Here is a 21,965-nt window from a genome sequence, read left to right as displayed (position 1 = left end):
AACCCCCGGCCCAGGCCGGGGGTTTTGTTTTGAATAGATAAAATTCGTCGCAACCTCCCTCCCCTGAAATGCCCGTCTACACTCGATTCATTCCCCGTGCCATAACGAGACCGTTATGCCCAGATTGCCGACCGTGTTACTACTGTCGCTGCTGACCTGGACCGCAACGGCTGGCGCGTTGACTCTTACGGATGATGAGCGTAGCTGGTTGGCGGACCATCAGGAGCTGCGCCTCGGTGTGGATGCGTCGTGGCCACCTTTCGAATACCGTGATGAAAACAGCCGTTACCAGGGCCTGGCCGCTGACTATGTACGCCTGATCCAGGACCGCCTGGGTGTGCGGATCAAGCTGATCGAGCCAGCCAACTGGACCGCTGCGCTTGAACAAGCCCGGAGCAACCAGCTCGACCTGCTACCCGGCATCATGTCCACCCCGGAGCGCCAAGGTTTCCTGGCCTTCACACGTCCCTACCTGGACTTTCCCATTATCATCCTTGCCCATGAAGGCGGCGCAAAACCACGCAACCTCAGGGATTTGTACGGACTGAAAATTGCCGTGGTGGAAAACTACGCGCCCCATGAGTTGCTGCGTACCCACCATCCGGACCTGAACCTCGTCGCAATGCCCAACGTCAGCTCGACGCTGCAAGCGCTGGCCACCGACGAAGTGGATGCGGTAGTCGGCGACCTGGCCTCCAGTGTCTGGAGCCTGCGCCAACTCAAACTCGATGGCTTGTACGTCAGCGGTGAAACGCCCTACCGCTACCAATTGGCGATGGGCGTCCCGCGAGATGAAAAAATACTGGTGGGTATCCTGGACAAAGTCCTCGCCGACCTCAGCCCAGCCGAAACCGAAGCGATCCAGCAACACTGGGTGGGCAGCTTCACGGATCACCGCACGCTCTGGGCGGACCTGCTGATGTACGGCCTGCCAGCGGTGTTGCTACTGAGCACCGTGTTGGCGGTGGTCATTCGGATCAATCGCCGGCTCAGCTCGGAAATCTCCCGTCGGGTCGCCCTTGAGCAAGAACTGCGTAGCAGTGAGTACCACTATCGTGGCCTGGTGGAGAGCTTGTCTGCCATTGCCTGGGAAGCGAGCATCAGCGACTTCACCTACAGCTATGTGTCACCCCATGCCGAAGATCTGCTCGGCTATCCCCGCGCCCATTGGCTGATTCCAGGCTTCTGGCGCAATATTATCCACCCCGCTGACCTGACCCACACCGAGGCGTATTGCTACCGGGAAACCCGTGCCAATCGTGATCATAGCGTCGACTATCGCGTCATCACCGCTGATGGCCGCTGCCTGTGGGTCCGCGATATCGTCAGCCTGATCGAACATGGCCATGAACCAGTGCTACGCGGCTTGATGATCGACATCAGCGAAGCCAAGCGCACCGAAGAAGCCCTACAACTGTCCGAGCAGAAGTTTGCCTCAGTGTTTCAGCAATGCCCGGACATCCTAGTGATTGCGCGGCTGTCCGATGGCTGCCTGCTGGAGGTCAATAAGGCATTCGAGGACCAGATTGGCCTGAGCGCCAACGAGGTCATAGGCAAAACCGCCACTGAGCTGAATATATGGGACGTTCAAGGCATTGGCCCGGATTTGCTGCACCGGGTGCAGACCACCAGTATCCGCAACCTGGAAATGCAATTTCTGCGCAGCAACGGCCAGGCATTTACCGGGCTGATCTCAGCTGAGCCCTTCCAACTCGACACCACCGAAGCGCTGGTGGTGGTGGTGCGCGACATCACTCAACTCAAGGAAACCCAACAGCGGCTGCAAACCTCCGAAGAGAAATTCGCCAAGGCGTTCCACGCCTCCCCTGATGGCTTGCTGCTGAGCCGCCAGAGCGATGGACTGCTGATTGAGGTAAACGAAGGTTTCAGCCATCTGACCGGCTTCACCAGCGCCACCTCACTGGATCAATCAGCTTCGGACCTGGGCATCTGGGTCGACCTCAACGAACGTAAGCACATGCTGGAGTTGATGCATCGCGACGGCTTTGTCCGCGATTTCGTCTGCCATATCCGCCGCGCTGACGGCCAGATTCGTCTCTGCGAAGTGTCCAGCCGCCCGCTGCCCATTGGCGACGACGATTGCATGCTGACCATCGCCCGGGACATCACCGAACGCCAGTTAATGCAGGAAAAACTGCAACAGGCCGCCACGGTGTTCGAAAGCACCGCCGAAGGCGTCTTGATCACCGACACCCGACAGAACATCAGCGCCGTCAATCGCGCCTTTAGTGAGATTACCGGCTACAGCGAGACCGAAGCCCTCGGCCATACCCCACGCCTGCTTGCCTCCGGCCTGCATGACAGCGCGTTCTACGCGGCGATGTGGCACCAACTGACGGCCCACGGTCACTGGCAAGGCGAAATTTCCAACCGCCGCAAAAACGGCGAAGTGTATCCAAGTTGGCTGACCATCAGCGCCGTGCGTAACCACGACCAGTTGATCACACACTTCGTGGCCGTGTTTGCTGACATCTCCAGCCTCAAGCTGGCCCAGGCACGCCTGGACTACCAGGCCCACCATGACCCGTTGACCGGCCTGCCCAACCGCACTCTGTTTGAAAATCGACTGCAGGCCGCCCTCAACGGCCAGCAGGACAGCGGCAAACAGGGCGCCGTGCTGTTTCTCGACCTGGACCGCTTCAAACACATCAACGACAGCCTCGGCCACCCGGTAGGCGACCTGCTGCTCAAAGACATCGCCGTACGCCTCAAGGAGCAACTGCGGGACGTGGACACCGTGGCCCGCCTGGGCGGCGATGAATTCATCATCCTGCTTCCCGGCTTGCAACAGGCCAGCGATGCCCAGCACCTGGCGAATAAACTGCTCGATTGCTTTACACCGCCGTTCCAGGCCGGAGAGCATGAGTTCTTTATCAGCGCCAGTATCGGCACCAGCCTGTATCCACAGGACGGCACCGACGTTGCCACCCTGGTCAAAAACGCCGATGCCGCGATGTACCGCTCCAAAGCCAAGGGCCGCAACCGGGTCGAACACTACACCCGCGACCTGACAGCCCAGGCCAATGAACGCGTGGCGCTGGAACACGAACTGCGTCGCGCCATCGAACGTGACGAATTGAGCCTGTGTTACCAACCCAAGCGCAGCCTGGTGACCCAGGAACTGATCGGCGCCGAAGCCTTGATCCGCTGGCACCACCCGACCTTGGGCGAAGTCCCGCCCGAACACTTCATTGCCCTGGCCGAAGAGAACGGCATGATCCTGCAGATTGGCGACTGGGTACTGGAACAGGCCTGCCGCCAGCTGCATGTATGGCAACAGGCTTTCGACGATTTCGGTCCACTGTCGGTCAATCTTGCTGGCGCTCAACTGCGGCACCCCAAGCTGCTGTCACGCATCGAACAGCTGCTGCGCGATTACTGCCTGGAACCCGGCTGCCTGCAGTTGGAGATCACCGAAAACTTCATCATGAGCCAGGCCGAAGAAGCCCTGGGGGTGCTGCATCAACTCAAGCGCCTGGGCGTCCAATTGGCTATCGACGATTTCGGCACCGGTTATTCGTCCCTCAGCTACCTCAAGCGCCTGCCCCTGGACTTCCTCAAGATCGATCAATCCTTCGTCCGCGGCCTGCCCGATGACCCCCACGACGTCGCCATCGTGCGCGCCATCATCGCCCTCGGCCACAGCATGCAATTCACCATCATCGCCGAAGGCGTGGAGAACACCGCACAGCAGGCCTTCCTCGCCGCCGAAGGGTGTGAACAGATGCAAGGCTACATCGTCAGCCTGCCCCTGCCACCGGCGCTTTTTGCCGCAAACTTCCTTCGTACAAGGCAGGAGGATTTTTCGGATGGCACAGTGAAGAAACCATCGTTATAATCCGCGACCTACTGAGGGCCTATAGCTCAGTTGGTTAGAGCAGAGGACTCATAATCCTTTGGTCGTAGGTTCGAGTCCTACTGGGCCCACCAAACAAGAAAGCCGCGCATTGCGCGGCTTTTGCGTGTCTGGCGTAGCGGTTCTTTCAGCCGGACCAAGCCTGTACCATGCTTGCTCATTGCCGTCCGCACTGGAGCCTCCCCCCTTGCCCCCCCTAGACGAAATCGACCGCCAGCTTATCGCCGCCCTGCAGCTCAACGCTCGCGAAAGCGTGGCCATGCTCGCCCGGCAGTTGGGCATTGCGCGTACCACGGTGACGTCGCGTCTGGCGCGCCTGGAGAAAACCCAGGTGATCACCGGGTATGGCGTGCGCCTGGGCCAACGCGTTGCAGATGGGGGATTGCAGGCTTATGTGGGCATTACCGTACAACCGCGCTCCGGTAAAGAAGTGCTGCGCAGGCTGAGTGCCATGGCGCAAGTACAGCAGTTGTGCGCGGTGAGTGGCGAGTTCGATTATGTGGCCTGGCTGCGCACCGATTCGCCGGAGCAGTTGGACCAGTTGCTCGACCAGATCGGCACTGTCGACGGTGTAGAAAAAACCACCACCTCGATCATCCTCAGCAACAAACTGGATCGCGGCCAACCAATCTGACCACTGGATTCGTCATATTGACAAAAATCAGTGCAATCCGACGACACATTGCGTCTTATTAACGAGCGCAACGCTCCCTAAACTGGCTGCCATCTTTTCCTATACTCAACGGGCCATATCCCGCCGAGCCGTCAGTAAGGTCAGCCATGAGCATTCCGTCCAGCACCATCAGCAAGACCAATCGCCACCCCGCAGACGGCAAGAAACCCATCACCATTTTTGGTCCGGATTTCCCCTTTGCCTTTGATGACTGGATCGAACACCCCGCCGGGCTGGGCAGTATTCCCGCCGCCCACCATGGCGCCGAGGTGGCGATCGTGGGGGCCGGTATAGCGGGCCTGGTTGCGGCCTACGAGCTGATGAAGCTGGGCCTCAAGCCGGTGGTGTATGAAGCTTCGAAAATGGGTGGGCGTTTGCGCTCCCAGGCCTTTGAAGGCGCCGAGGGCATCATCGCCGAGCTGGGTGGCATGCGTTTTCCCGTGTCGTCCACCGCGTTCTACCATTACGTGGACAAGCTGGGCCTGGAGACCAAACCCTTCCCCAACCCGCTGACCCCGGCGTCCGGCAGTACCGTGATCGATCTGGAAGGCCAGACCCACTACGCACAAAAACTTTCGGATTTGCCGGCACTGTTCCAGGAAGTGGCCGATGCCTGGGCCGATGCCCTGGAAGCCGGCTCGCAGTTCGGTGATATCCAGCAGGCGATCCGCGATCGCGACGTGCCGCGCCTCAAGGCACTGTGGAACAAGCTGGTGCCGCTGTGGGATGACCGTACCTTCTACGATTTCGTCGCCACCTCCAAGGCCTTTGCCAAGTTGTCATTCCATCATCGCGAAGTGTTTGGCCAGGTCGGCTTCGGCACGGGTGGCTGGGACTCGGACTTCCCCAACTCCATGCTGGAAATCTTCCGTGTGGTGATGACCAATTGCGATGACCATCAACACCTGGTCGTCGGCGGCGTGGCGCAAGTACCCATGGGCATCTGGCGACACGTGCCGGAGCGTTGCGCCCACTGGCCGGCCGGCACCAGCCTCAGCTCGCTGCATAGAGGCGCACCGCGGGCAGGCGTGAAACGCATTGCCCACGCCGCCGACGGCCGTTTCGCCGTCACCGACAACTACGGCGACACCCGTGAATATGCCGCAGTGCTGACCACTTGCCAAAGCTGGCTGCTGACCACCCAGATCGAATGCGACGAAACCCTGTTCTCGCAAAAAATGTGGATGGCCCTGGACCGCACGCGATACATGCAGTCATCGAAAACCTTTGTGATGGTCGACCGCCCATTCTGGAAAGACAAAGATCCGCAGACCGGTCGCGACCTGATGAGCATGACCCTCACCGACCGCCTGACCCGCGGTACCTATCTGTTCGATAACGGTGACGACAAGCCGGGCGTGATCTGCCTGTCCTACTCGTGGATGAGCGATGCGCTGAAAATGCTGCCCCAGCCTATCGATAAGCGCGTCAAGCTGGCCCTCGACGCGCTGAATAAGATCTACCCGAAAGTCGATATCAAGGCGCGCATCATCGGCGACCCGATTACCGTATCCTGGGAAGCCGACCCGCATTTCCTCGGCGCGTTCAAAGGCGCCCTGCCCGGTCACTATCGCTACAACCAGCGCATGTATGCGCACTTCATGCAGAAGGACATGCCCGCCGAACAACGTGGGATCTTCATCGCCGGCGATGATGTTTCCTGGACCCCGGCCTGGGTGGAAGGCGCGGTGCAGACCTCGCTCAATGCGGTCTGGGGCATCATGACCCACTTCGGTGGCAGCACCCACCCAGAGAACCCGGGGCCAGGTGATGTGTTCGATGAAATCGGGCCAATCGCCCTCGCCGAGTAAGGAGTTGACCATGCGTGTCGCCCTGTACCAATGCCCGCCGCTGCCGCTGGATGTGGCCGCCAACCTCCAGCGTCTGCACCAGTTGGCCCATGAAGCGTGCGACGCCGATGTGCTGGTGCTGCCGGAGATGTTTCTCAGCGGCTATAACATCGGCACCGAAGCCGTTGGCGCGCTGGCTGAGGCTCAGGATGGACCGTCGGCACAGGCAATTGCCGAACTGGCGCAGAGTGCCGGGCTGGCGATTCTGTACGGCTACCCGGAGCGGGCCGAAGATGGCCAGGTCTACAACGCCGTGCAGTTGATCGACGCCCAGGGCAAGCGCTTGTGCAACTACCGCAAGACGCACTTGTTTGGCGACCTGGATCACTCGATGTTCAGTGCCGGTCCGGATGATTTCCCAGTGGTGGAATTGAACGGGTGGAAGGTAGGCATGCTGATCTGCTATGACCTTGAGTTTCCGGAAAACACCCGGCGCCTGGCCATGGCCGGTGCCGAACTGATCCTGGTGCCCACCGCCAACATGGTGCCGTTCGACTTTGTCGCCGACGTCACTGTGCGCGCACGAGCCTTCGAGAACCAATGTTTCGTTGCCTACGCCAATTACTGCGGGCATGAAGGCGATATTCAGTACTGCGGGCAAAGCAGCATTGCCGCGCCGGATGGCCAGCGACTCGCCCAGGCCGGCCTGGATGAAGCATTGATTGTCGGCACGCTGGATCGTCAATCGATCCTCGACGCCCGCGCCGCCAATCACTACCTGCACGACCGTCGCCCCGAACTCTACGGCGCACTGCACAAGCCCTGACCCGGTGGGTTTGCTAGCATAGGCACTTCCCATGCCTCGGAAGTGCCCATGCCTGCGCCGGTTCACCCTCACCCTATTCACCTGACCCTGGCCAATGGCCTGCGGGTTGCCCTGCGCCATGCACCGCGCCTGAAACGTTGCGCCGCGGTTTTACGGGTGGCTGCCGGCAGTCATGACGTGCCATTGGCCTGGCCGGGGCTGGCGCATTTTCTTGAGCACCTGCTGTTTCTGGGTACTGAGCGTTTTCCTGCGGGCGAGGGGCTGATGGCCTACGTGCAGCGCCACGGTGGGCACGTCAACGCCAGCACCCGTGAGCGCACCACCGATTTCTTCTTTGAACTGCCGGTGTCGACCTTTGCAGATGGGCTGGCACGCTTGGCGGACATGTTGACCCATCCACGCTTGGCACTTGATGATCAACGGCGCGAACGCGAAGTGCTGGACGCGGAGTTTATGGCCTGGTCCCAGGATGCCAAGGCTCAACTGCAAGTGGCGTTGATGAAGGGACTGGCGGCGGATCATCCGCTGCGAGGTTTTCATGCCGGCAACCGCGACAGCCTGCCGGTAGAAAGCGACGCCTTCCAGCAAGCCCTGCGCGACTTCCACGGGCATTTCTATCAAAGTGGGCAGATGACCTTGAGCCTTGCCGGCCCACAATCGCTGGCAGACCTGCAAGCCTTGGCCCAGCAGTTCAGTGACGAACTGACCCCAGGCCCCCTGCATCCGCAAGCCGCTCCCCCCGCCTTGATGCAGGGCCCAGCACACAGCTATCAACACGTTGCCAATCAGCACCTGCACCAGATCATCACCTGTAACGCCCCACGCGAAGCGCTGGAGTTCCTCTGCATCTGGCTCAACGCTTCGGCACCAGGCGGGTTGCTCGCACTGCTGAAAGCACGACAATTGGCCACCGCGCTGCACGCGTCCGTGCTGTATCACTACGCGGGCCAAGCGGTGCTGGATATCCACTTCACCCTTCATACCAAGAGTGAATCGGCCACGCAGGTTGAAGCGTTGCTGTACGACTGGCTGAGTTTTTTCGCACGCAGCGATTGGACAGCCTTACGCGAAGAGTTCGCCTTGCTCAACGCTCGTCAACAACAGGTCCAAGGCGCCCTGGCATTGGCTCGCAACGATAGCGAAGACCTTTCGGAGCAAGGCGTCACAGCCCTCAAGGCCATGCTCGACGGGCTGCACCTGCCCGCCGCTGAGCACAACTGGCAGCTGCCACCGAACAACCCCCTGCTGCGTCCTCCGGCCAAGGAAGAACGCGCCGGCCTGATCCGTGGCCAAACCAGCGCCCACCGTGGCTTGCGTAGCTTTGCCCAGGATCGCTCAAGGGGTCGAAAGGAATTATCGGCGTTGATATTCAGCCAGGCGTTGGCGGATGACACCGACGAAGGCGCGTTGTACCTGCACTGGCGGTTTGACGCTGGCGTCCCCACCGGGCTCGAACCCGCGCTGCAGCCGTTGCGCGAACATGCTCGCCAGGCAGGCATTGAGTTGTCTTGTGAAACCATTGCCAATGATTGGCTGGTGAAAATGCACGGTCTTCACGAACCGATGCCAGCGGTGCTCGAAGAGCTGGCACGTTGCCTGAACAGGTGCGATGAACCTCTATCCCCGTCCGAAGAGGCACCGCTGATCGCCATTCGGGAGCTGCTCAAGGCGTTGCCTGCTTGCTGCGCCGGGGTGCAACCCGAGTCCTTGGAAGCACAAGCGTCGTGGTCTGGCGCACGCTGGCAGGGGCTGGGCTCTGGCCTGTCCACCGCAAGTCAAGCAGCGATCAAACTCGCAGCCGCCCACTTACCAGGGCAGCCGGCGAACATCCCGTTCACACCTCAGCCAATCGAAGGCCAACACCTCTGGCACGAGATCAACACCGACTCCAGCGAAGCCGCCTTATTGCTATTTTGCCCAACGCCGAGTCTATCCCTGGCCGATGAAGCCACATGGCGGTTACTCGGGCATGTGCTCCAGGCGCCGTTCTATCAGCGTTTGCGAGTCGAGCTGCAAATCGGCTACGCCGTGTTCAGTGGCATCCGACAAATCAATGGGCAAACCGGCCTGTTGTTTGGCGTGCAATCGCCCAGCATGTCCCTGGACGGGATTGTCGAGCAGCTGCAAACCTTCCTGGGGCAACTGCCGTCCTTGCTCGAACGCAGTCCAGACTTGGGCAACCAGGCCCTGGCGCAGCAGTTCACAGCCCAGGCGCTGCCCATCAGCCAAGCCGCCGACTTGCTTTGGCACGCGCACCGGGCGGGTCATTCGTCGGGATACCTGGATCAACTTCATCAGCTGATTCAAAGCCGCACACGCGAGGACTTGCAACACGCAGCCCAACAACTCAATAACGCTGCAGGCGGCTGGCGCTGCGTGGCGAACGGGCCGTGCAGCAACGATGGCTGGCAAGCGGCGCGGTGATCATTGCCAACCCTGCAACAGGCTTTTTCCACCCAGACAGCGCTAACTTGAAAAGAATTGCGTAATATTCCCTGGCAATATCTGAACATCTCCAATGGGAGGTGGACTATATGTATTACTTGGTAGTGAACGTCCCATCCCTTGATAGGAGTAAGAATATGACTTGGTCCAAACCTGCTTACACTGATCTGCGTATCGGTTTTGAAGTCACCATGTACTTCGCCAGCCGTTGATTGGCTGAGTAAGACAACGCCTCGGTTTGCCCGGGGCGTTTTTGTTTTGAGCTTTGCCTGATGGAGCGAACATGTTTGTCCAGATTCTAGGTTCCGCCGCCGGCGGTGGCTTCCCGCAGTGGAACTGCAACTGCGTGAACTGCGCAGGTTTTCGCGATGGCAGCCTGCGGGCCCATGCGCGCACCCAGTCGTCCATCGCGATCTCCGACGATGGCGTGAATTGGGTGCTGTGCAATGCGTCGCCGGACATCCGTGCGCAACTCCAGGGTTTTGCGCCCATGCAACCCGGCCGCGCCCTGCGCGACACCGGCATCAGCGCGATCATCCTGATGGATAGCCAGATCGACCACACCACCGGCCTGTTGAGCCTGCGCGAAGGCTGCCCACACCAAGTGTGGTGCACCGACATGGTTCACGAAGACCTGAGCACCGGTTTCCCGTTGTTCACCATGCTGACCCACTGGAACGGCGGCCTGGCCTGGAACCGCATCGAGCTGGACGCCAGCTTCACCATCCCGGCCTGCCCCAACCTGCGCTTTACCCCGCTGCCGTTGCGCAGCGCTGCACCGCCCTACTCGCCGCACCGCTTCGACCCACACCCAGGCGACAATATCGGCCTGATCGTCGAAGACCTGCGCACCGGTGGCAAGCTCTTCTACGCCCCGGGTTTGGGCAAGGTCGACGCGCCGCTGTTGGAAATCATGGCCGGCAGCGATTGCCTGCTGGTGGACGGCACAATGTGGGATGACGACGAAATGCAGCGCCGCGGCGTCGGCACCCGCACCGGCCGCGAGATGGGCCACCTGGCCCAGAACGGCCCCGGCGGCATGCTGGAAGTGCTGGAGCAGTTGCCCAAGCAGCGCAAGGTGCTTATTCACATCAACAATACCAACCCGATCCTCGATGAAGACTCCCCCGAACGAGCCGAGCTGGTGCGGCGCAATGTCGAAGTGGCTTACGACGGCATGAGCATTGAATTGTAGGAGCGACCGAAATGACTGATACAGCGTTGACCACGGCTGAATTCGAAGCAGCCCTGCGGGCCAAGGGCGCCTTCTACCATATCCATCACCCCTACCATGTGGCGATGTACGAAGGCCGTGCCACCCGCGAACAGATCCAGGGCTGGGTTGCCAACCGCTTCTACTATCAGGTGAATATCCCGCTGAAGGACGCCGCGATCCTGGCCAACTGCCCGGACCGGGAGATCCGCCGCGAGTGGATCCAGCGCCTGCTCGACCACGACGGCGCCCCGGGTGAAGACGGCGGTATCGAAGCCTGGCTGCGCCTGGGCCAGGCCGTGGGCCTCGACCCGGACCAACTGCGCTCCCAGGAACTGGTGCTGCCCGGCGTACGCTTCGCAGTGGACGCCTACGTCAACTTCGCCCGCCGCGCCAGCTGGCAGGAAGCCGCCAGCAGTTCACTGACTGAGCTGTTTGCACCGCAGATCCACCAGTCACGCCTCGACAGCTGGCCGCAGCATTACCCGTGGATCGACCCGGCCGGCTACGAATACTTCCGCACCCGCCTGGGCCAGGCCCGTCGCGACGTGGAACACGGCCTGGCGATTACCCTGCAGCACTACACTACCCGTGAAGGCCAGGAGCGCATGCTGGAAATCCTGCAGTTCAAACTGGACATCCTGTGGAGCATGCTCGATGCCATGAGCATGGCCTACGAACTCAAACGCCCGCCCTATCACAGCGTGACCGAGCAGCGGGTCTGGCATAAAGGGATCACCCTATGAGCTTTGATCGCAGCAAGAAACCGACCTGGCGCCAGGGCTATCGCTACCAGTACGAACCCGCGCAGAAAGGCCATGTATTGCTCTACCCTGAAGGCATGATCAAGCTCAACGACAGCGCCGCATTGATCGGTGGCCTGATCGATGGCGAGCGCGACGTGGCAGCGATCATCGCCGAACTGGACAAGCAATTCCCCGGTGTGCCTGAGCTCGGTGAAGATATCGAGCAATTCATGGAGGTCGCCCGTGCAGAGCACTGGATTACCCTTGCCTGAAAAACCAGAGATCGGCTTACCGCTGTGGTTGCTGGCCGAGCTGACTTACCGCTGCCCATTGCAGTGCCCGTATTGCTCCAACCCGCTGGATTTTGCCGAGCAGGGCAAGGAGCTGAGCACCGAGCAATGGATCAAGGTGTTTCGCGAAGCCCGCGAGATGGGCGCCGCGCAGTTGGGTTTCTCCGGCGGTGAGCCGCTGGTGCGACAGGACTTGGCCGAGCTGATCGCTGAAGCTCGCAAGCTGGGCTTCTACACCAACTTGATCACCTCCGGCATCGGCTTGACCGAGCAAAAGATCAGCGACTTCAAGAAAGCTGGCCTGGACCACATCCAGATCAGCTTCCAGGCCAGCGACGAACAGGTGAACAACCTGCTGGCCGGTTCGAAAAAAGCCTTCGCGCAAAAGCTGGAAATGGCCCGCGCAGTGAAAGCACATGGCTACCCCATGGTGCTGAACTTCGTTACCCACCGGCACAATATCGACAAGATCGACCGCATCATCGAGCTGTGTATTGCGCTGGAGGCAGATTTTGTCGAGCTCGCCACTTGCCAGTTCTATGGCTGGGCGCAGCTCAATCGCGTGGGCTTGTTGCCGACCCGGGAACAACTGGTGCGCGCCGAACGCATCACCAACGAATATCGCGCCAAACTGGAAGCCGAAGGGCACCCGTGCAAGCTGATCTTCGTGACGCCGGACTATTACGAGGAACGCCCGAAAGCCTGCATGAACGGCTGGGGCAGCATCTTTCTGACCGTGACACCGGACGGCACTGCCCTACCCTGTCACGGTGCTCGACAGATGCCGGTGCAATTTCCCAATGTGCGCGACCACAGCATGCAGCACATCTGGTACGAATCGTTTGGCTTCAATCGCTTTCGTGGCTACGACTGGATGCCCGAGCCGTGCCGTTCATGCGATGAAAAGGAAAAGGACTTCGGCGGCTGCCGTTGCCAGGCGTTCATGCTTACCGGTGATGCCAGCAATGCCGACCCGGTGTGCAGCAAGTCCGAGCAGCACAGCATCATCCTTCAGGCGCGGGAAGAAGCCGAACACGCCACCCTGACCATCGAGCAACTGGCCTTTCGCAATGAGCGCAACTCACGGCTCATTGCAAAAGGCTGAGGGCCTCAACGCTTGGCGATGATGTACACCGCGTGAATGATGCCAGGGAAATAACCGCACAGGGTCAGCAGGATATTCAGCCAGAAGGCGCCGCCGAAACCTACTTGCAGGAACACACCCAGTGGTGGCAGCAGAATGGCGATGATGATACGAATGATGTCCATGGGTCAGCTCCATAAAAATCGGCTCCTGTGAGCCGTGTAGCTAATCGACCTTGGGGGTTCGTGAGGGTTCAGTGGGATCTGGCATCGGGCCAGCTTCAGGCCAGGATTTCCAGCCCGTGCTTTTGCACGATGCTCAGCAACTTGAGCGCCATGCCGCTGGGTTGTTTCTCGCCTGACTCCCACTGCTTCACCGTGGAGGCGCTGGTGTTCAGGTAACGGGCAAATACTGGCTGGCTGACATGGTTACGCTCTCGTAGCTGCTTAATTTGCTCGGCCGGGATTTGCGCCGGGATATCCGCAAGGCATGCCTCGTCGAACTCACGAAGGGTGGTTTTGCTAATGGCGCCTACTGCATATAGCGCTTCAGCAGAGTGATGAATGGACTCAAAAGCCTCACTTTTGTATTTCTTGGTCATGATGTATCTCCACAAACTCCCTGATATCCAGCATCTGCTGAATCTGTGCTTCATTGAAGCCTTCATAAGACTTAGCCAGCGTCCGAAACCAAGCAAGTTCGCTTTGGCTGATGTTGCTTTGATCCTGCTTGGCGAACAGCAATTGATAAACCCAATAGTGCCTACCCTTGGCCAATACAATTGAGCGATGCCGGTTTCGATTCAGTCGCTTCTTCCAAACACCGCCGCCCAAATTATCAACCTGGCCTTTAAGCATTTCATTGAACGCCTCCCTCAGCTCTGAATCGCAGATCCAGGCCTTGCTGGCAGCATCAGCAAAGTGCCGCGTTTTGAATAACCTCAGCCTCATGGATATCCCTTTCCTGAAACATACCACTCAGTGGTATAGATTAGAAGTGGCGCATCTCGCGCCCCATCGGCAGTCCATGCCGACGTCCGCTAAAAAGCCAGGGTTTTACAGGAAGCTCAAGGGCCCTTTTCAATCCAAAAATTACGCAGACAAAAAAACGCCCCCAGCCAAAAGAATCAGGCTGAGGGCGCCGCGTATGCCGCGAGACGGTTCTGAAATACAGGGTTAAACGGCAATGCCCTTGCGACATTGCACTTGGGCAGTACGCACCCGTGAAAAGGCGCGGGCCAGGCGCTGGAGCATTTCGTCGATGTTGCCTTTGCTTATCGTCAGTGCCGGGGTGAAGCGCAAACAGTCGGGTTGCGGCGCGTTGAGGATCAGTCCCTCCTGCAAGGCGGCCTTTACCACCGCATCCGCAGAATCATCCGATAACGTCAGCCCCCACATCAGGCCATTTCCGCGCAATGGGCCGTGGCCGTAGCGATAGGCAAGGCGGGCGAGACCTTCGCCCAGGTAACAGCCCGACTCACGTACGTGCTCTAAAAAGCCGTGTCCCAGCACCGTATCGGTCACAGCCAACCCAGCCGCGGCCATCAGCGCATTACCATGGTGGGAGCCGCCCAATTCCCCCACATCAAAGCAACAGGCTTGGCCCCGCGCCAGCAACGCCGCCAATGGCATACCGCCGCCCAGGCCTTTGCCCAGGGCGATGATGTCGGCGCGTACACCGTACTGTTGTTCGGCGAGCAATGTGCCGCAACGACCGATACCGGTTTGCACTTCGTCGAGGATCAGCAGGATCCCCAGTTCGCGACACAGCCGCTCGACGCCCTTGAGGTAGTGCTCGGTCGCAGGGATCACGCCGGCTTCGCTCTGGATCGGTTCCAGCAGGATAGCCACCGTCTGGGCATCCACCGCGGCATGCAGGGCGGGAAGATCGTTGAAAGGGACGTGGCTGAAGCCTGGCAGTTGTGGTTCGAAACGGTTATCCGATAGACCTGCCGAAGCCGCCAGGGCAGCGAAGCTATGGCCATGGCAACCGTTGCTCGCGCTGATAATGCGATAGGCCCCCCCGCGATGCAGCTGCCCCCATTTGCGCGCCAGCTTGATCGCCGCCTCGCAGGCTTCCGCGCCACTGTTGAGCAGGTAAGCCTGGTCGCTGCCGGTGTGCCGGCAAAGACGCTCGACGAGATTGAGTTGGACGCTATTGTGCAGGCCATTGCCGGGGTTGATCAGCGCCTGGGTTTGCTCGCCCAGCGCCTTGATCAGCACCTGTGGGCTATGGCCGAGACTATTGGCAGCATTGCCTTGGCTGAAATCCAGGTAGGCACTCTCTTCGCTGTCCCACAGCCACGAGCCCTGGCCACGCACAAACACCTGAGGTGGGCGCGCCACGGTGGGCATCAGAGATTCAGTGGAACGGTTGTCGTGCGGCGGATCCAGGATCAGATCGTCAAGACTCGGCACCGGCCGGCGTATGTTGAACAGGCTCACAAGTCAGCTCCGATGGCAACCAGACCTTGGTCGGAATAGCCTGGCCAATCCACATGGAGGTTTTTTGCCTTGCCTATGCAAACGCTATCAATACAAACGCTGTTCATTGTCCGATCCGGCCCTGTAAGCCCTGCGAATAGGCGCTAGACTAGGCGTCTGCGGGGCCAACGGCCATTTCGATTTTCCAGCTTTTTTGATAAGTAAATCTTATGGATTTCAAGCAACTGCGTTATTTCGTCGCGGTGTATGAGGAGGGCCACGTAGGCCGCGCCGCGGAGCGCCTGTCGATCTCCCAGCCAGCCTTGTCGCAACAGATTCGCCAACTGGAGCAGAACCTCGACGTGAGTCTGTTCGAACGCAGCAGTAAGCGCCTGTTACCGACGCTGGCGGCGCATACCCTTTACAACCATGCACTGCCGCTCATTGATGGCATGCAGCAAGCCGTCGAGGCGCTGCGCAACTTCAAGGGCCAGGCCATGCGCACCCTGGCCATCGGCGTGCTGCAAACCGTGCACACCAGCCTGGTGCCGCAGATGCTCGAGCGCGTGCGTAAGGCCCAGCCCCATCTGGTGGTGCAGATCTACGAATTGACTGGGCTTGAGATCGAGCGCCGGTTGCTCAACGGTGCCCTCGACATTGGCATCAGCTACCTGCCGCCACGTCAGCCGGGCCTGCACGGCGTGTTGCTGTACGAAGATGAGTTGAAGGTGGTGATTCCCGAGGACCATCCGCTGCGCGAATTCAAGAAAGTCTCGTTGAAACAGGCAGCCGAGTTGCCGATGTTGCTGCTGGGGGAAGAGTTTCAAGTCAGGCAGATCTGGCAGGGCCAGTTGGCTAACCTGGGGCGGCGTCCGCAGGTGCAGGCCGAACTCAATACCATGGTGGGCATTCTCGACAGCCTGCCCCACACCCGGCTGGCGACGGTACTGCCGGGCCGCTCCCAGGACGAACACAACAGCAAGGCGCTGCTATGGAAACCCTTGAGTGAACCCAGGGTGGCGCTGAAAGTAGGCTTGGTGTGCCGCGATGTGCAGCGCCAGCAGGCGACGGTGGCGTTGCTGCGCACCTTGCTCGAAGACGTGATGAATGCCCCTCGGGCAAGCGCCTGACTTTTTCGCGGGCAAAAGAAAACCCCGCCGAAGCGGGGCTTTGCAGACTGTTTCCCTGACATCCATTTCACTCCGCCGTCCTGGCAGAATCCTACGTGTCCGTGTTGTTGCTTTGCGCTTCCTGCGCGACGTCCATGTGAAGTAGATTAGCCATGGATCCAATTTGGCGATAGAGGACGAATAGCAGTACGTCATGTAAGAGAATGCTTACACGGCCTCCCCGCCCTTAGAACAGGGCCTCATCCATCAGGAACAGCGATTCGCTACCGGCTTTTACCGACGCACTCAATGAGTGGATACGCGGCAACAAGCGGGCAAAGTAGAAACGTGCGGTACCCAGTTTGCTGGCGTAGAACGCTTCCTCGGTCTCCTTGCCCAACGCGGCCTTGGCCATGCGCGCCCACATGTAGGCGTAGGCCATGTAGCCGAACGCATGCAGGTATTCCACCGACGCCGCACCGATTTCATTCGGATTGTGCTTAGCGCGATCCAGCACCCACGCCGTCAATTCATCCAGGTTATCCACCGCAGCGCTGAGCGGCTTGGTGAACTCGGCCAACTCTGGACCCGACTCAGTGACGAATTGGCGGATCTCATCGGCGAACAGGGTGTAGAAAGCACCGCCGCTGCCAACGATCTTACGGCCCATCAAATCCAGAGCCTGAATGCCGTTGGTGCCTTCGTAGATCTGGGTGATGCGCACGTCACGCACCAACTGCTCCTGGCCCCACTCTCGGATGTAGCCATGGCCGCCGAATACTTGCTGTCCGAGCACGGTGGTTTCCAGGCCCAGGTCCGTAAGGAAGGCCTTGGCAACGGGGGTCAGCAACGCCACCAGATTATCCGCGCGCTCCCGAGCAGCTGCATCGTCACTGAACTTGGCGATGTCCAGCTGCGTCGCCACGTAGGTGGAGAACGCCCGGCCGCCTTCGTTCGCCGCCTTCATGGTCAGCAGCATGCGGCGCACATCCGGATGCACGATGATCGGATCTGCCACTTTGTCCTTGGCCTGTGCCCCCAGCGGGGAGCGGCTCTGCAGGCGATCACGGGCATATTCAATCGCGTTCTGATAAGAGCGCTCGCCGGAAGCCAAGCCCTGGATCCCCACCCCCAGGCGCTCATAGTTCATCATGGTGAACATCGCCGCCAGGCCACGGTTAGGCTCGCCCACCAGGTAACCCACGGCCTCGTCGAAATTCATCACGCAGGTCGCGGACGCCTGAATGCCCATCTTGTGTTCAATCGAACCGCAGGTCACCGGGTTACGCGCACCCAGGCTGCCGTCGGCATTGACCAGGAACTTCGGCACCAGGAACAGCGAGATGCCCTTGGGCCCGGCTGGTGCATCCGGCAGCTTGGCCAGCACCAGATGGATGATGTTTTCGGTCAGATCGTGTTCGCCACCGGTGATGAAGATCTTGGTGCCGCTGACTTTGTAGGAACCGTCTGCCTGAGGCTCGGCCTTGGTGCGGATCATCCCCAGGTCAGTGCCGGCATGGGCTTCGGTCAAGCACATGGAACCGGCCCACTCACCGGAATACATCTTCGGCAGGTAGGCCGCCTTGAGCGCTTCACTGGCGTGAGTGTTGATCGATACACAGGCGCCGGAAGTCAGCATGGGGTACAGGCCGAATGCCAGGCTCGACGAGTTGATCATTTCTTCGACCTGCGCCGACACCGCCTTGGGCATGCCCATGCCGCCATAGGTCGGGTCGCCGCCCACGCCCACCCAACCGCCTTCGGCATAAGTGCTGTAGGCCTGGGGGAAGCCGTCCGGGGTACTGACTGCGCTGTTTTTCCACTGGCAGCCTTGCTCATCGCCGCCGCGGCTGAGGGGCGCGATGGATTTGGCGGTGACTTTGCCGGCTTCTTCGAGGATCGCCTCAACGGTTTCGGCATCAACGCTGTCTGCCAACGCCGGCAACTGGGCCCAAGTCTTGGCGACCTCAAAAACTTCGTTGAGGACGAAGCGCATATCACGCAACGGCGCTTTGTAATCAGCCATGGCAAACCTCGTGAGAACGTGAAAAGTGATTCGATAGGATCGGTTTTACAAGCTCCGAGTGTACCCGAACAACTTTTCAGACACATAGGGTCCACTTGTGACCGACAGGTATTTTTAAGTCACTCCAGCTGGAATGCCGACCCGGACAGACTCATCAGGCATTCACTGCCCGCTTCCACGGCGGCGCGGTGGGTGGTGGTACGCGGCAGCAGACGCTTGAAGTAGAAATCGCAGGTGGCCAGCTTGGCCTGGGTGAACGCGGCATCGTCCTGGGACTGGGCGGCAATCGCCATGCGCAACCACAGGTAAGCCAGGATGATATAGCCGCTGTACATCAGGTAATCCATTGCTGCCGCACCCACTTCGTCAGGATTCTTCATCGCCGCCATCCCGACTTTGGTGGTCAACTCACCCCACTCCTGATTGAGCTGATTGAGCTGCGTCACATGAGCCCTGAATTGCGGATGCTCGGCCTGCGCGCCACAGAACTTATGCACGATCTTGGTAAACCCGCGCAGCAATTTGCCTTGGCTACCCAGCACTTTGCGCCCCAGCAAATCGAGGGCCTGGATACCGTTGGTGCCTTCATAGATCGGCGCAATCCGCGCATCGCGCGCCAGTTGCTCCATGCCCCACTCACGAATATAGCCATGGCCGCCAAATACCTGCATGCCATGGTTGGTCACCTCCAGACCGGTTTCGGTCATGAAGGCCTTGCAGATCGGCGTAAGGAAGGCCAACAAGTCTTCGGCCTCCTGGCGTTGGCCGGCGTCGCTGCCCAGATGAGCAGTATCGAGCAGTTGCGCGGTGAAGTAGGTCAGTGCGCGGTTGCCCTCGTTAAAGGCTTTCATGGTCAGCAGCATGCGGCGTACATCGGCATGCACGATAATCGGGTCAGCAGCCTTCTCCGGGGCCTTGGCGCCGGTCAGCGAGCGCATTTGCAGGCGTTCACTGGCGTATTTGATCGCGCCCTGGAAGCTTGCTTCGCCATTGCACAGGCCCTGCATGCCGGTGCCCAGGCGGGCGTGGTTCATCATGGTGAACATGCAGTTGAGGCCCTTGTTCGCCTCGCCGATCAAAAAACCCTTGGCGCCATCGAAATTCAGCACGCACGTGGCCGAAGCCTTGATGCCCATCTTGTGTTCGATGGAGCCGCAGTGCACTGCGTTGCGCTCACCCGAGTCGGCATGGAACTTGGGCACGATAAACAGCGAAATCCCCTTGGTACCCGCAGGCGCGTCCGGCAACTTGGCCAACACCAGGTGGATGATATTGGCGCTCATGTCGTGCTCACCGGCCGAGATGAAGATCTTGCTGCCGGTGATTGCATAACTGCCATCGGCCTGGGGCACGGCACGGGTCTTGATCAGGCCCAGGTCGGTGCCGCAGTGTGCTTCGGTCAAGCACATGGTGCCGGTCCATTCGCCAGCGGTGAGCTTGGTCAGGTAGGTGGCTTTCTGTTCGTCGGTACCGTGGGCCTGGATGGCCGACATTGCGCCATGGGTCAGGCCCGGGTACATGCCCCAAGAGGTATTGCTGGAACCGATCATCTCGCTCAGCACCAGGCCCAGAGAATGGGGCAAGCCCTGGCCACCGTAGGCCGGGTCCGCCGCCACGCCGTGCCAGCCGCCTGCCACGTATTGGGCGAAGGCTTCCTTGAAGCCCTTGGGTGTGGTCACCACGCCATTGTCGAAATGGCAGCCCTCTTCATCGCCACTGCGGTTGAGTGGCGCGAGCACGTTTTCGCAAAACTTCGCGCCCTCCTCAAGGATCGCACTGACCATGTCCGGGCTGGCGTCCGTTGCGCCCAGGGCCGCGTAATGGCCGTGGAAATCGAACACGTTGTCGATCAGAAAGCGCATGTCGCGCAAGGGAGCTTTGTACTCAGGCATGGCAATGTCTCCGGCAGCAGATGCTTTCAAGCTACTGCCGGCACCGCCTGTGGACAATCACTGTAGCGCTGCTGAATACAGCGCCATTACTCAACCGGCAGCGCTTTCCATACGTACCGCGCCACGTCGGGTTTGGCCGGCCGCGACCACACAGTTACGCCCCGCGCCCTTGGCGGCGTACAACGCCTGGTCGGCGGACTTGAGCACTTCCTCGGGGCTGCGCTGATCGGCCTGGCGCTCAGCCACACCGATGCTGACCGTCACCGACACACTGGATGCACCGCTGCCAGCACGCCGCTGGCGGCCTTGATGGTCGTCATGGGGGCGGTCCGCGTTGCGCAACTTGATAGCGTAGCCGGCGATGATCTCGCGGATCTCCTCCAGATGCGGCATGCATTCATCCAGGGTCTTGCCGGCAAACACCACGGCAAACTCTTCACCGCCATACCGGTAGGCTCGCCCGCCGCCGCTGACCTTGGACAACTTGCTCGCCACCAGGCGCAACACCTGGTCTCCCACGTCATGACCATGGGTGTCGTTGAAACGCTTGAAGTGATCCACGTCGCTCATCGCCAGCACATAGCTGCGCCCCAGCCGCTGCATGCGCTCGTTGAGAGCCCGTCGCCCGGGCAAGCCGGTCAGCTCGTCGCGAAATGCCATTTGATAGGCCTCGTGAGCCACACCGGCGGCGATCATCAGCATCACCTGGCTGCACATGATGTTAAGGGTGAACGGCAGGATGAAGGTTTGCGGCAACATCCAGAACATCCCCAGCAATCCCACCAGTTGCGCCGCGTGCAGCGGGCGCGGCTGGTACCAGTACTGTGCGGCCAGGGTGAGAAAGCCGATCAGGAACATGGGGTATGAGAGTTGGATCAGGCTCATCCAGGTGCCATGCAGCGCCGGCCAGCGAATCTCCGCCAGCCAGTTAAGTAGCGCCTGGGGAAAACTTTGCTCCAGAGCCAATGCCACGCTGCCTACCGCCAGTAACACCGCGGCGCGTGCGATGAAGTCACGGAACAAATGGGTCTTCTCCTGCCACAGCGCGTAAATGCTGAACAGCAACGGCAACAACAAGCAACACAGGTGAAACACCACCGCAGCGTCCTCGCGCACGCGGCCATTGTCACGGTAGAAATCGGTCTGGGTATCCAGCAGGTAATAGGCAACGTACACCGTGATCATCAGGAACAGTTCACGCTGGCGTCGATACACCGCACAGTAGGCACCGCCCAGCAGCAAGACCAGGGTGGGCAGCACGTTGAACAACGAGGTGAAGAAGACACTGAGGTCCTTGACGTACGCAGCCGAAAGCCCAGCCAGCAATAACAGCAGCGAGGGTAGGAAGTGGCTTAAACGTAGCGCAGACACGCGTGACAAGGGTAAAACTCCGACCCGCAAAAAATAATAGCACTGTGCCTCTATGCGATCAGTTAAGCACAACCGACCGACCATGTATCACATTGCCATCACTTTAACGGCAGGCGCTCCCAATCCCTGAGTGCTGTACGCGGGTTTTTTAACCGGCCATAAAAAACCGCCGACTCCCAAGGGAGGCGGCGGTTTTCAGA

At 59.9% G+C, this 21,965-nt stretch carries 18 protein-coding genes and 1 tRNA gene; 12 read left to right on the top strand and 7 right to left on the bottom strand.

Going from position 1 to position 21,965, the window contains the following annotated elements:
• The first annotated feature begins 115 nt into the window (after positions 1-115).
• From QZR30_RS06870 to pqqE, 11 genes are all read left to right on the top strand, one after another.
• Positions 116-3,859 (top strand): bifunctional diguanylate cyclase/phosphodiesterase, encoded by a 3,744-nt coding sequence (locus QZR30_RS06870; RefSeq protein WP_059396588.1) that lies wholly within the window; start codon positions 116-118, stop codon positions 3,857-3,859.
• 15 nt (positions 3,860-3,874) lie between these two features.
• Positions 3,875-3,951: transfer RNA gene (locus QZR30_RS06865), tRNA-Ile, on the top strand.
• 113 nt (positions 3,952-4,064) lie between these two features.
• The gene (locus QZR30_RS06860) at positions 4,065-4,511 is read left to right on the top strand and encodes an Lrp/AsnC family transcriptional regulator (protein ID WP_046069804.1); all 447 of its coding nucleotides are present in this window, start codon (positions 4,065-4,067) and stop codon (positions 4,509-4,511) included.
• Positions 4,512-4,678: 167 nt separating this feature from the next.
• Positions 4,679-6,361 (top strand): flavin monoamine oxidase family protein, encoded by a 1,683-nt coding sequence (locus QZR30_RS06855; protein WP_043049753.1) that lies wholly within the window; start codon positions 4,679-4,681, stop codon positions 6,359-6,361.
• A gap of 10 nt (positions 6,362-6,371) precedes the next feature.
• On the top strand, positions 6,372-7,166 hold the full coding sequence (locus QZR30_RS06850; protein ID WP_046069805.1) for a carbon-nitrogen hydrolase family protein: 795 nt from the start codon (positions 6,372-6,374) through the stop codon (positions 7,164-7,166).
• Positions 7,167-7,214: 48 nt separating this feature from the next.
• Entirely contained in the window at positions 7,215-9,590 is a 2,376-nt protein-coding gene (pqqF, locus tag QZR30_RS06845; protein ID WP_311903085.1) for a pyrroloquinoline quinone biosynthesis protein PqqF, read from the top strand.
• Between the two features lie 158 nt (positions 9,591-9,748).
• A complete protein-coding gene (gene pqqA, locus QZR30_RS06840) occupies positions 9,749-9,823 on the top strand; it encodes a pyrroloquinoline quinone precursor peptide PqqA (protein WP_003194766.1) in 75 nt (24 codons plus the stop codon).
• 71 nt (positions 9,824-9,894) lie between these two features.
• On the top strand, positions 9,895-10,806 hold the full coding sequence (gene pqqB / locus QZR30_RS06835) for a pyrroloquinoline quinone biosynthesis protein PqqB (RefSeq protein WP_059396598.1): 912 nt from the start codon (positions 9,895-9,897) through the stop codon (positions 10,804-10,806).
• Between the two features lie 11 nt (positions 10,807-10,817).
• On the top strand, positions 10,818-11,570 hold the full coding sequence (gene pqqC, locus QZR30_RS06830) for a pyrroloquinoline-quinone synthase PqqC (protein ID WP_046069807.1): 753 nt from the start codon (positions 10,818-10,820) through the stop codon (positions 11,568-11,570).
• Positions 11,567-11,842: a pyrroloquinoline quinone biosynthesis peptide chaperone PqqD gene (pqqD, locus tag QZR30_RS06825; protein WP_046069808.1), complete on the top strand. Its 276-nt coding sequence runs from the start codon at positions 11,567-11,569 to the stop codon at positions 11,840-11,842. The genes pqqC and pqqD overlap by 4 nt, the downstream gene beginning before the upstream one ends.
• Entirely contained in the window at positions 11,835-12,965 is a 1,131-nt protein-coding gene (gene pqqE, locus QZR30_RS06820) for a pyrroloquinoline quinone biosynthesis protein PqqE (RefSeq protein ID WP_046069809.1), read from the top strand. Before pqqD ends, pqqE begins: the two co-directional genes overlap by 8 nt.
• Positions 12,966-12,970: 5 nt before the next feature.
• Here the strand turns inward: pqqE and QZR30_RS06815 are convergent, their stop codons facing one another.
• The 4 genes from QZR30_RS06815 to QZR30_RS06800 form a co-directional block, all read right to left on the bottom strand.
• Complete coding sequence (locus QZR30_RS06815) at positions 12,971-13,129, bottom strand: YqaE/Pmp3 family membrane protein (protein WP_003194776.1); 159 nt, start codon at positions 13,127-13,129, stop codon at positions 12,971-12,973.
• Positions 13,130-13,224: 95 nt separating this feature from the next.
• Complete coding sequence (locus tag QZR30_RS06810; RefSeq protein WP_057013933.1) at positions 13,225-13,545, bottom strand: helix-turn-helix domain-containing protein; 321 nt, start codon at positions 13,543-13,545, stop codon at positions 13,225-13,227.
• Positions 13,523-13,894 (bottom strand): type II toxin-antitoxin system RelE/ParE family toxin, encoded by a 372-nt coding sequence (locus QZR30_RS06805; protein WP_311903084.1) that lies wholly within the window; start codon positions 13,892-13,894, stop codon positions 13,523-13,525. The genes QZR30_RS06810 and QZR30_RS06805 overlap by 23 nt, the downstream gene beginning before the upstream one ends.
• Before the next feature lie 225 nt (positions 13,895-14,119).
• Complete coding sequence (locus QZR30_RS06800) at positions 14,120-15,388, bottom strand: aspartate aminotransferase family protein (RefSeq protein ID WP_046069810.1); 1,269 nt, start codon at positions 15,386-15,388, stop codon at positions 14,120-14,122.
• A gap of 209 nt (positions 15,389-15,597) precedes the next feature.
• On the opposite strand from QZR30_RS06800, the gene QZR30_RS06795 reads away from it, so the two are divergent.
• Positions 15,598-16,497, top strand: coding sequence for a LysR family transcriptional regulator (locus tag QZR30_RS06795; RefSeq protein ID WP_046069811.1), 900 nt, complete (start codon positions 15,598-15,600; stop codon positions 16,495-16,497).
• 226 nt (positions 16,498-16,723) lie between these two features.
• On the opposite strand, the gene QZR30_RS06790 is transcribed toward QZR30_RS06795, so the two are convergent.
• The 3 genes from QZR30_RS06790 to QZR30_RS06780 form a co-directional block, all read right to left on the bottom strand.
• Positions 16,724-18,502, bottom strand: a complete 1,779-nt coding sequence (locus QZR30_RS06790) for an acyl-CoA dehydrogenase C-terminal domain-containing protein (protein WP_311903083.1) — start codon at positions 18,500-18,502, stop codon at positions 16,724-16,726.
• A gap of 119 nt (positions 18,503-18,621) precedes the next feature.
• On the bottom strand, positions 18,622-20,394 hold the full coding sequence (locus QZR30_RS06785; protein ID WP_046069813.1) for an acyl-CoA dehydrogenase C-terminal domain-containing protein: 1,773 nt from the start codon (positions 20,392-20,394) through the stop codon (positions 18,622-18,624).
• A gap of 90 nt (positions 20,395-20,484) precedes the next feature.
• On the bottom strand, positions 20,485-21,774 hold the full coding sequence (locus tag QZR30_RS06780) for a GGDEF domain-containing protein (protein ID WP_068965596.1): 1,290 nt from the start codon (positions 21,772-21,774) through the stop codon (positions 20,485-20,487).
• Positions 21,775-21,965: the final 191 nt, after the last annotated feature.

Source organism: Pseudomonas sp. rhizo25 (assembly GCF_031931935.1).
GTDB lineage: Bacteria > Pseudomonadota > Gammaproteobacteria > Pseudomonadales > Pseudomonadaceae > Aquipseudomonas > Aquipseudomonas synxantha.
This window is presented reverse-complemented; position numbering and strand designations above follow the sequence as displayed.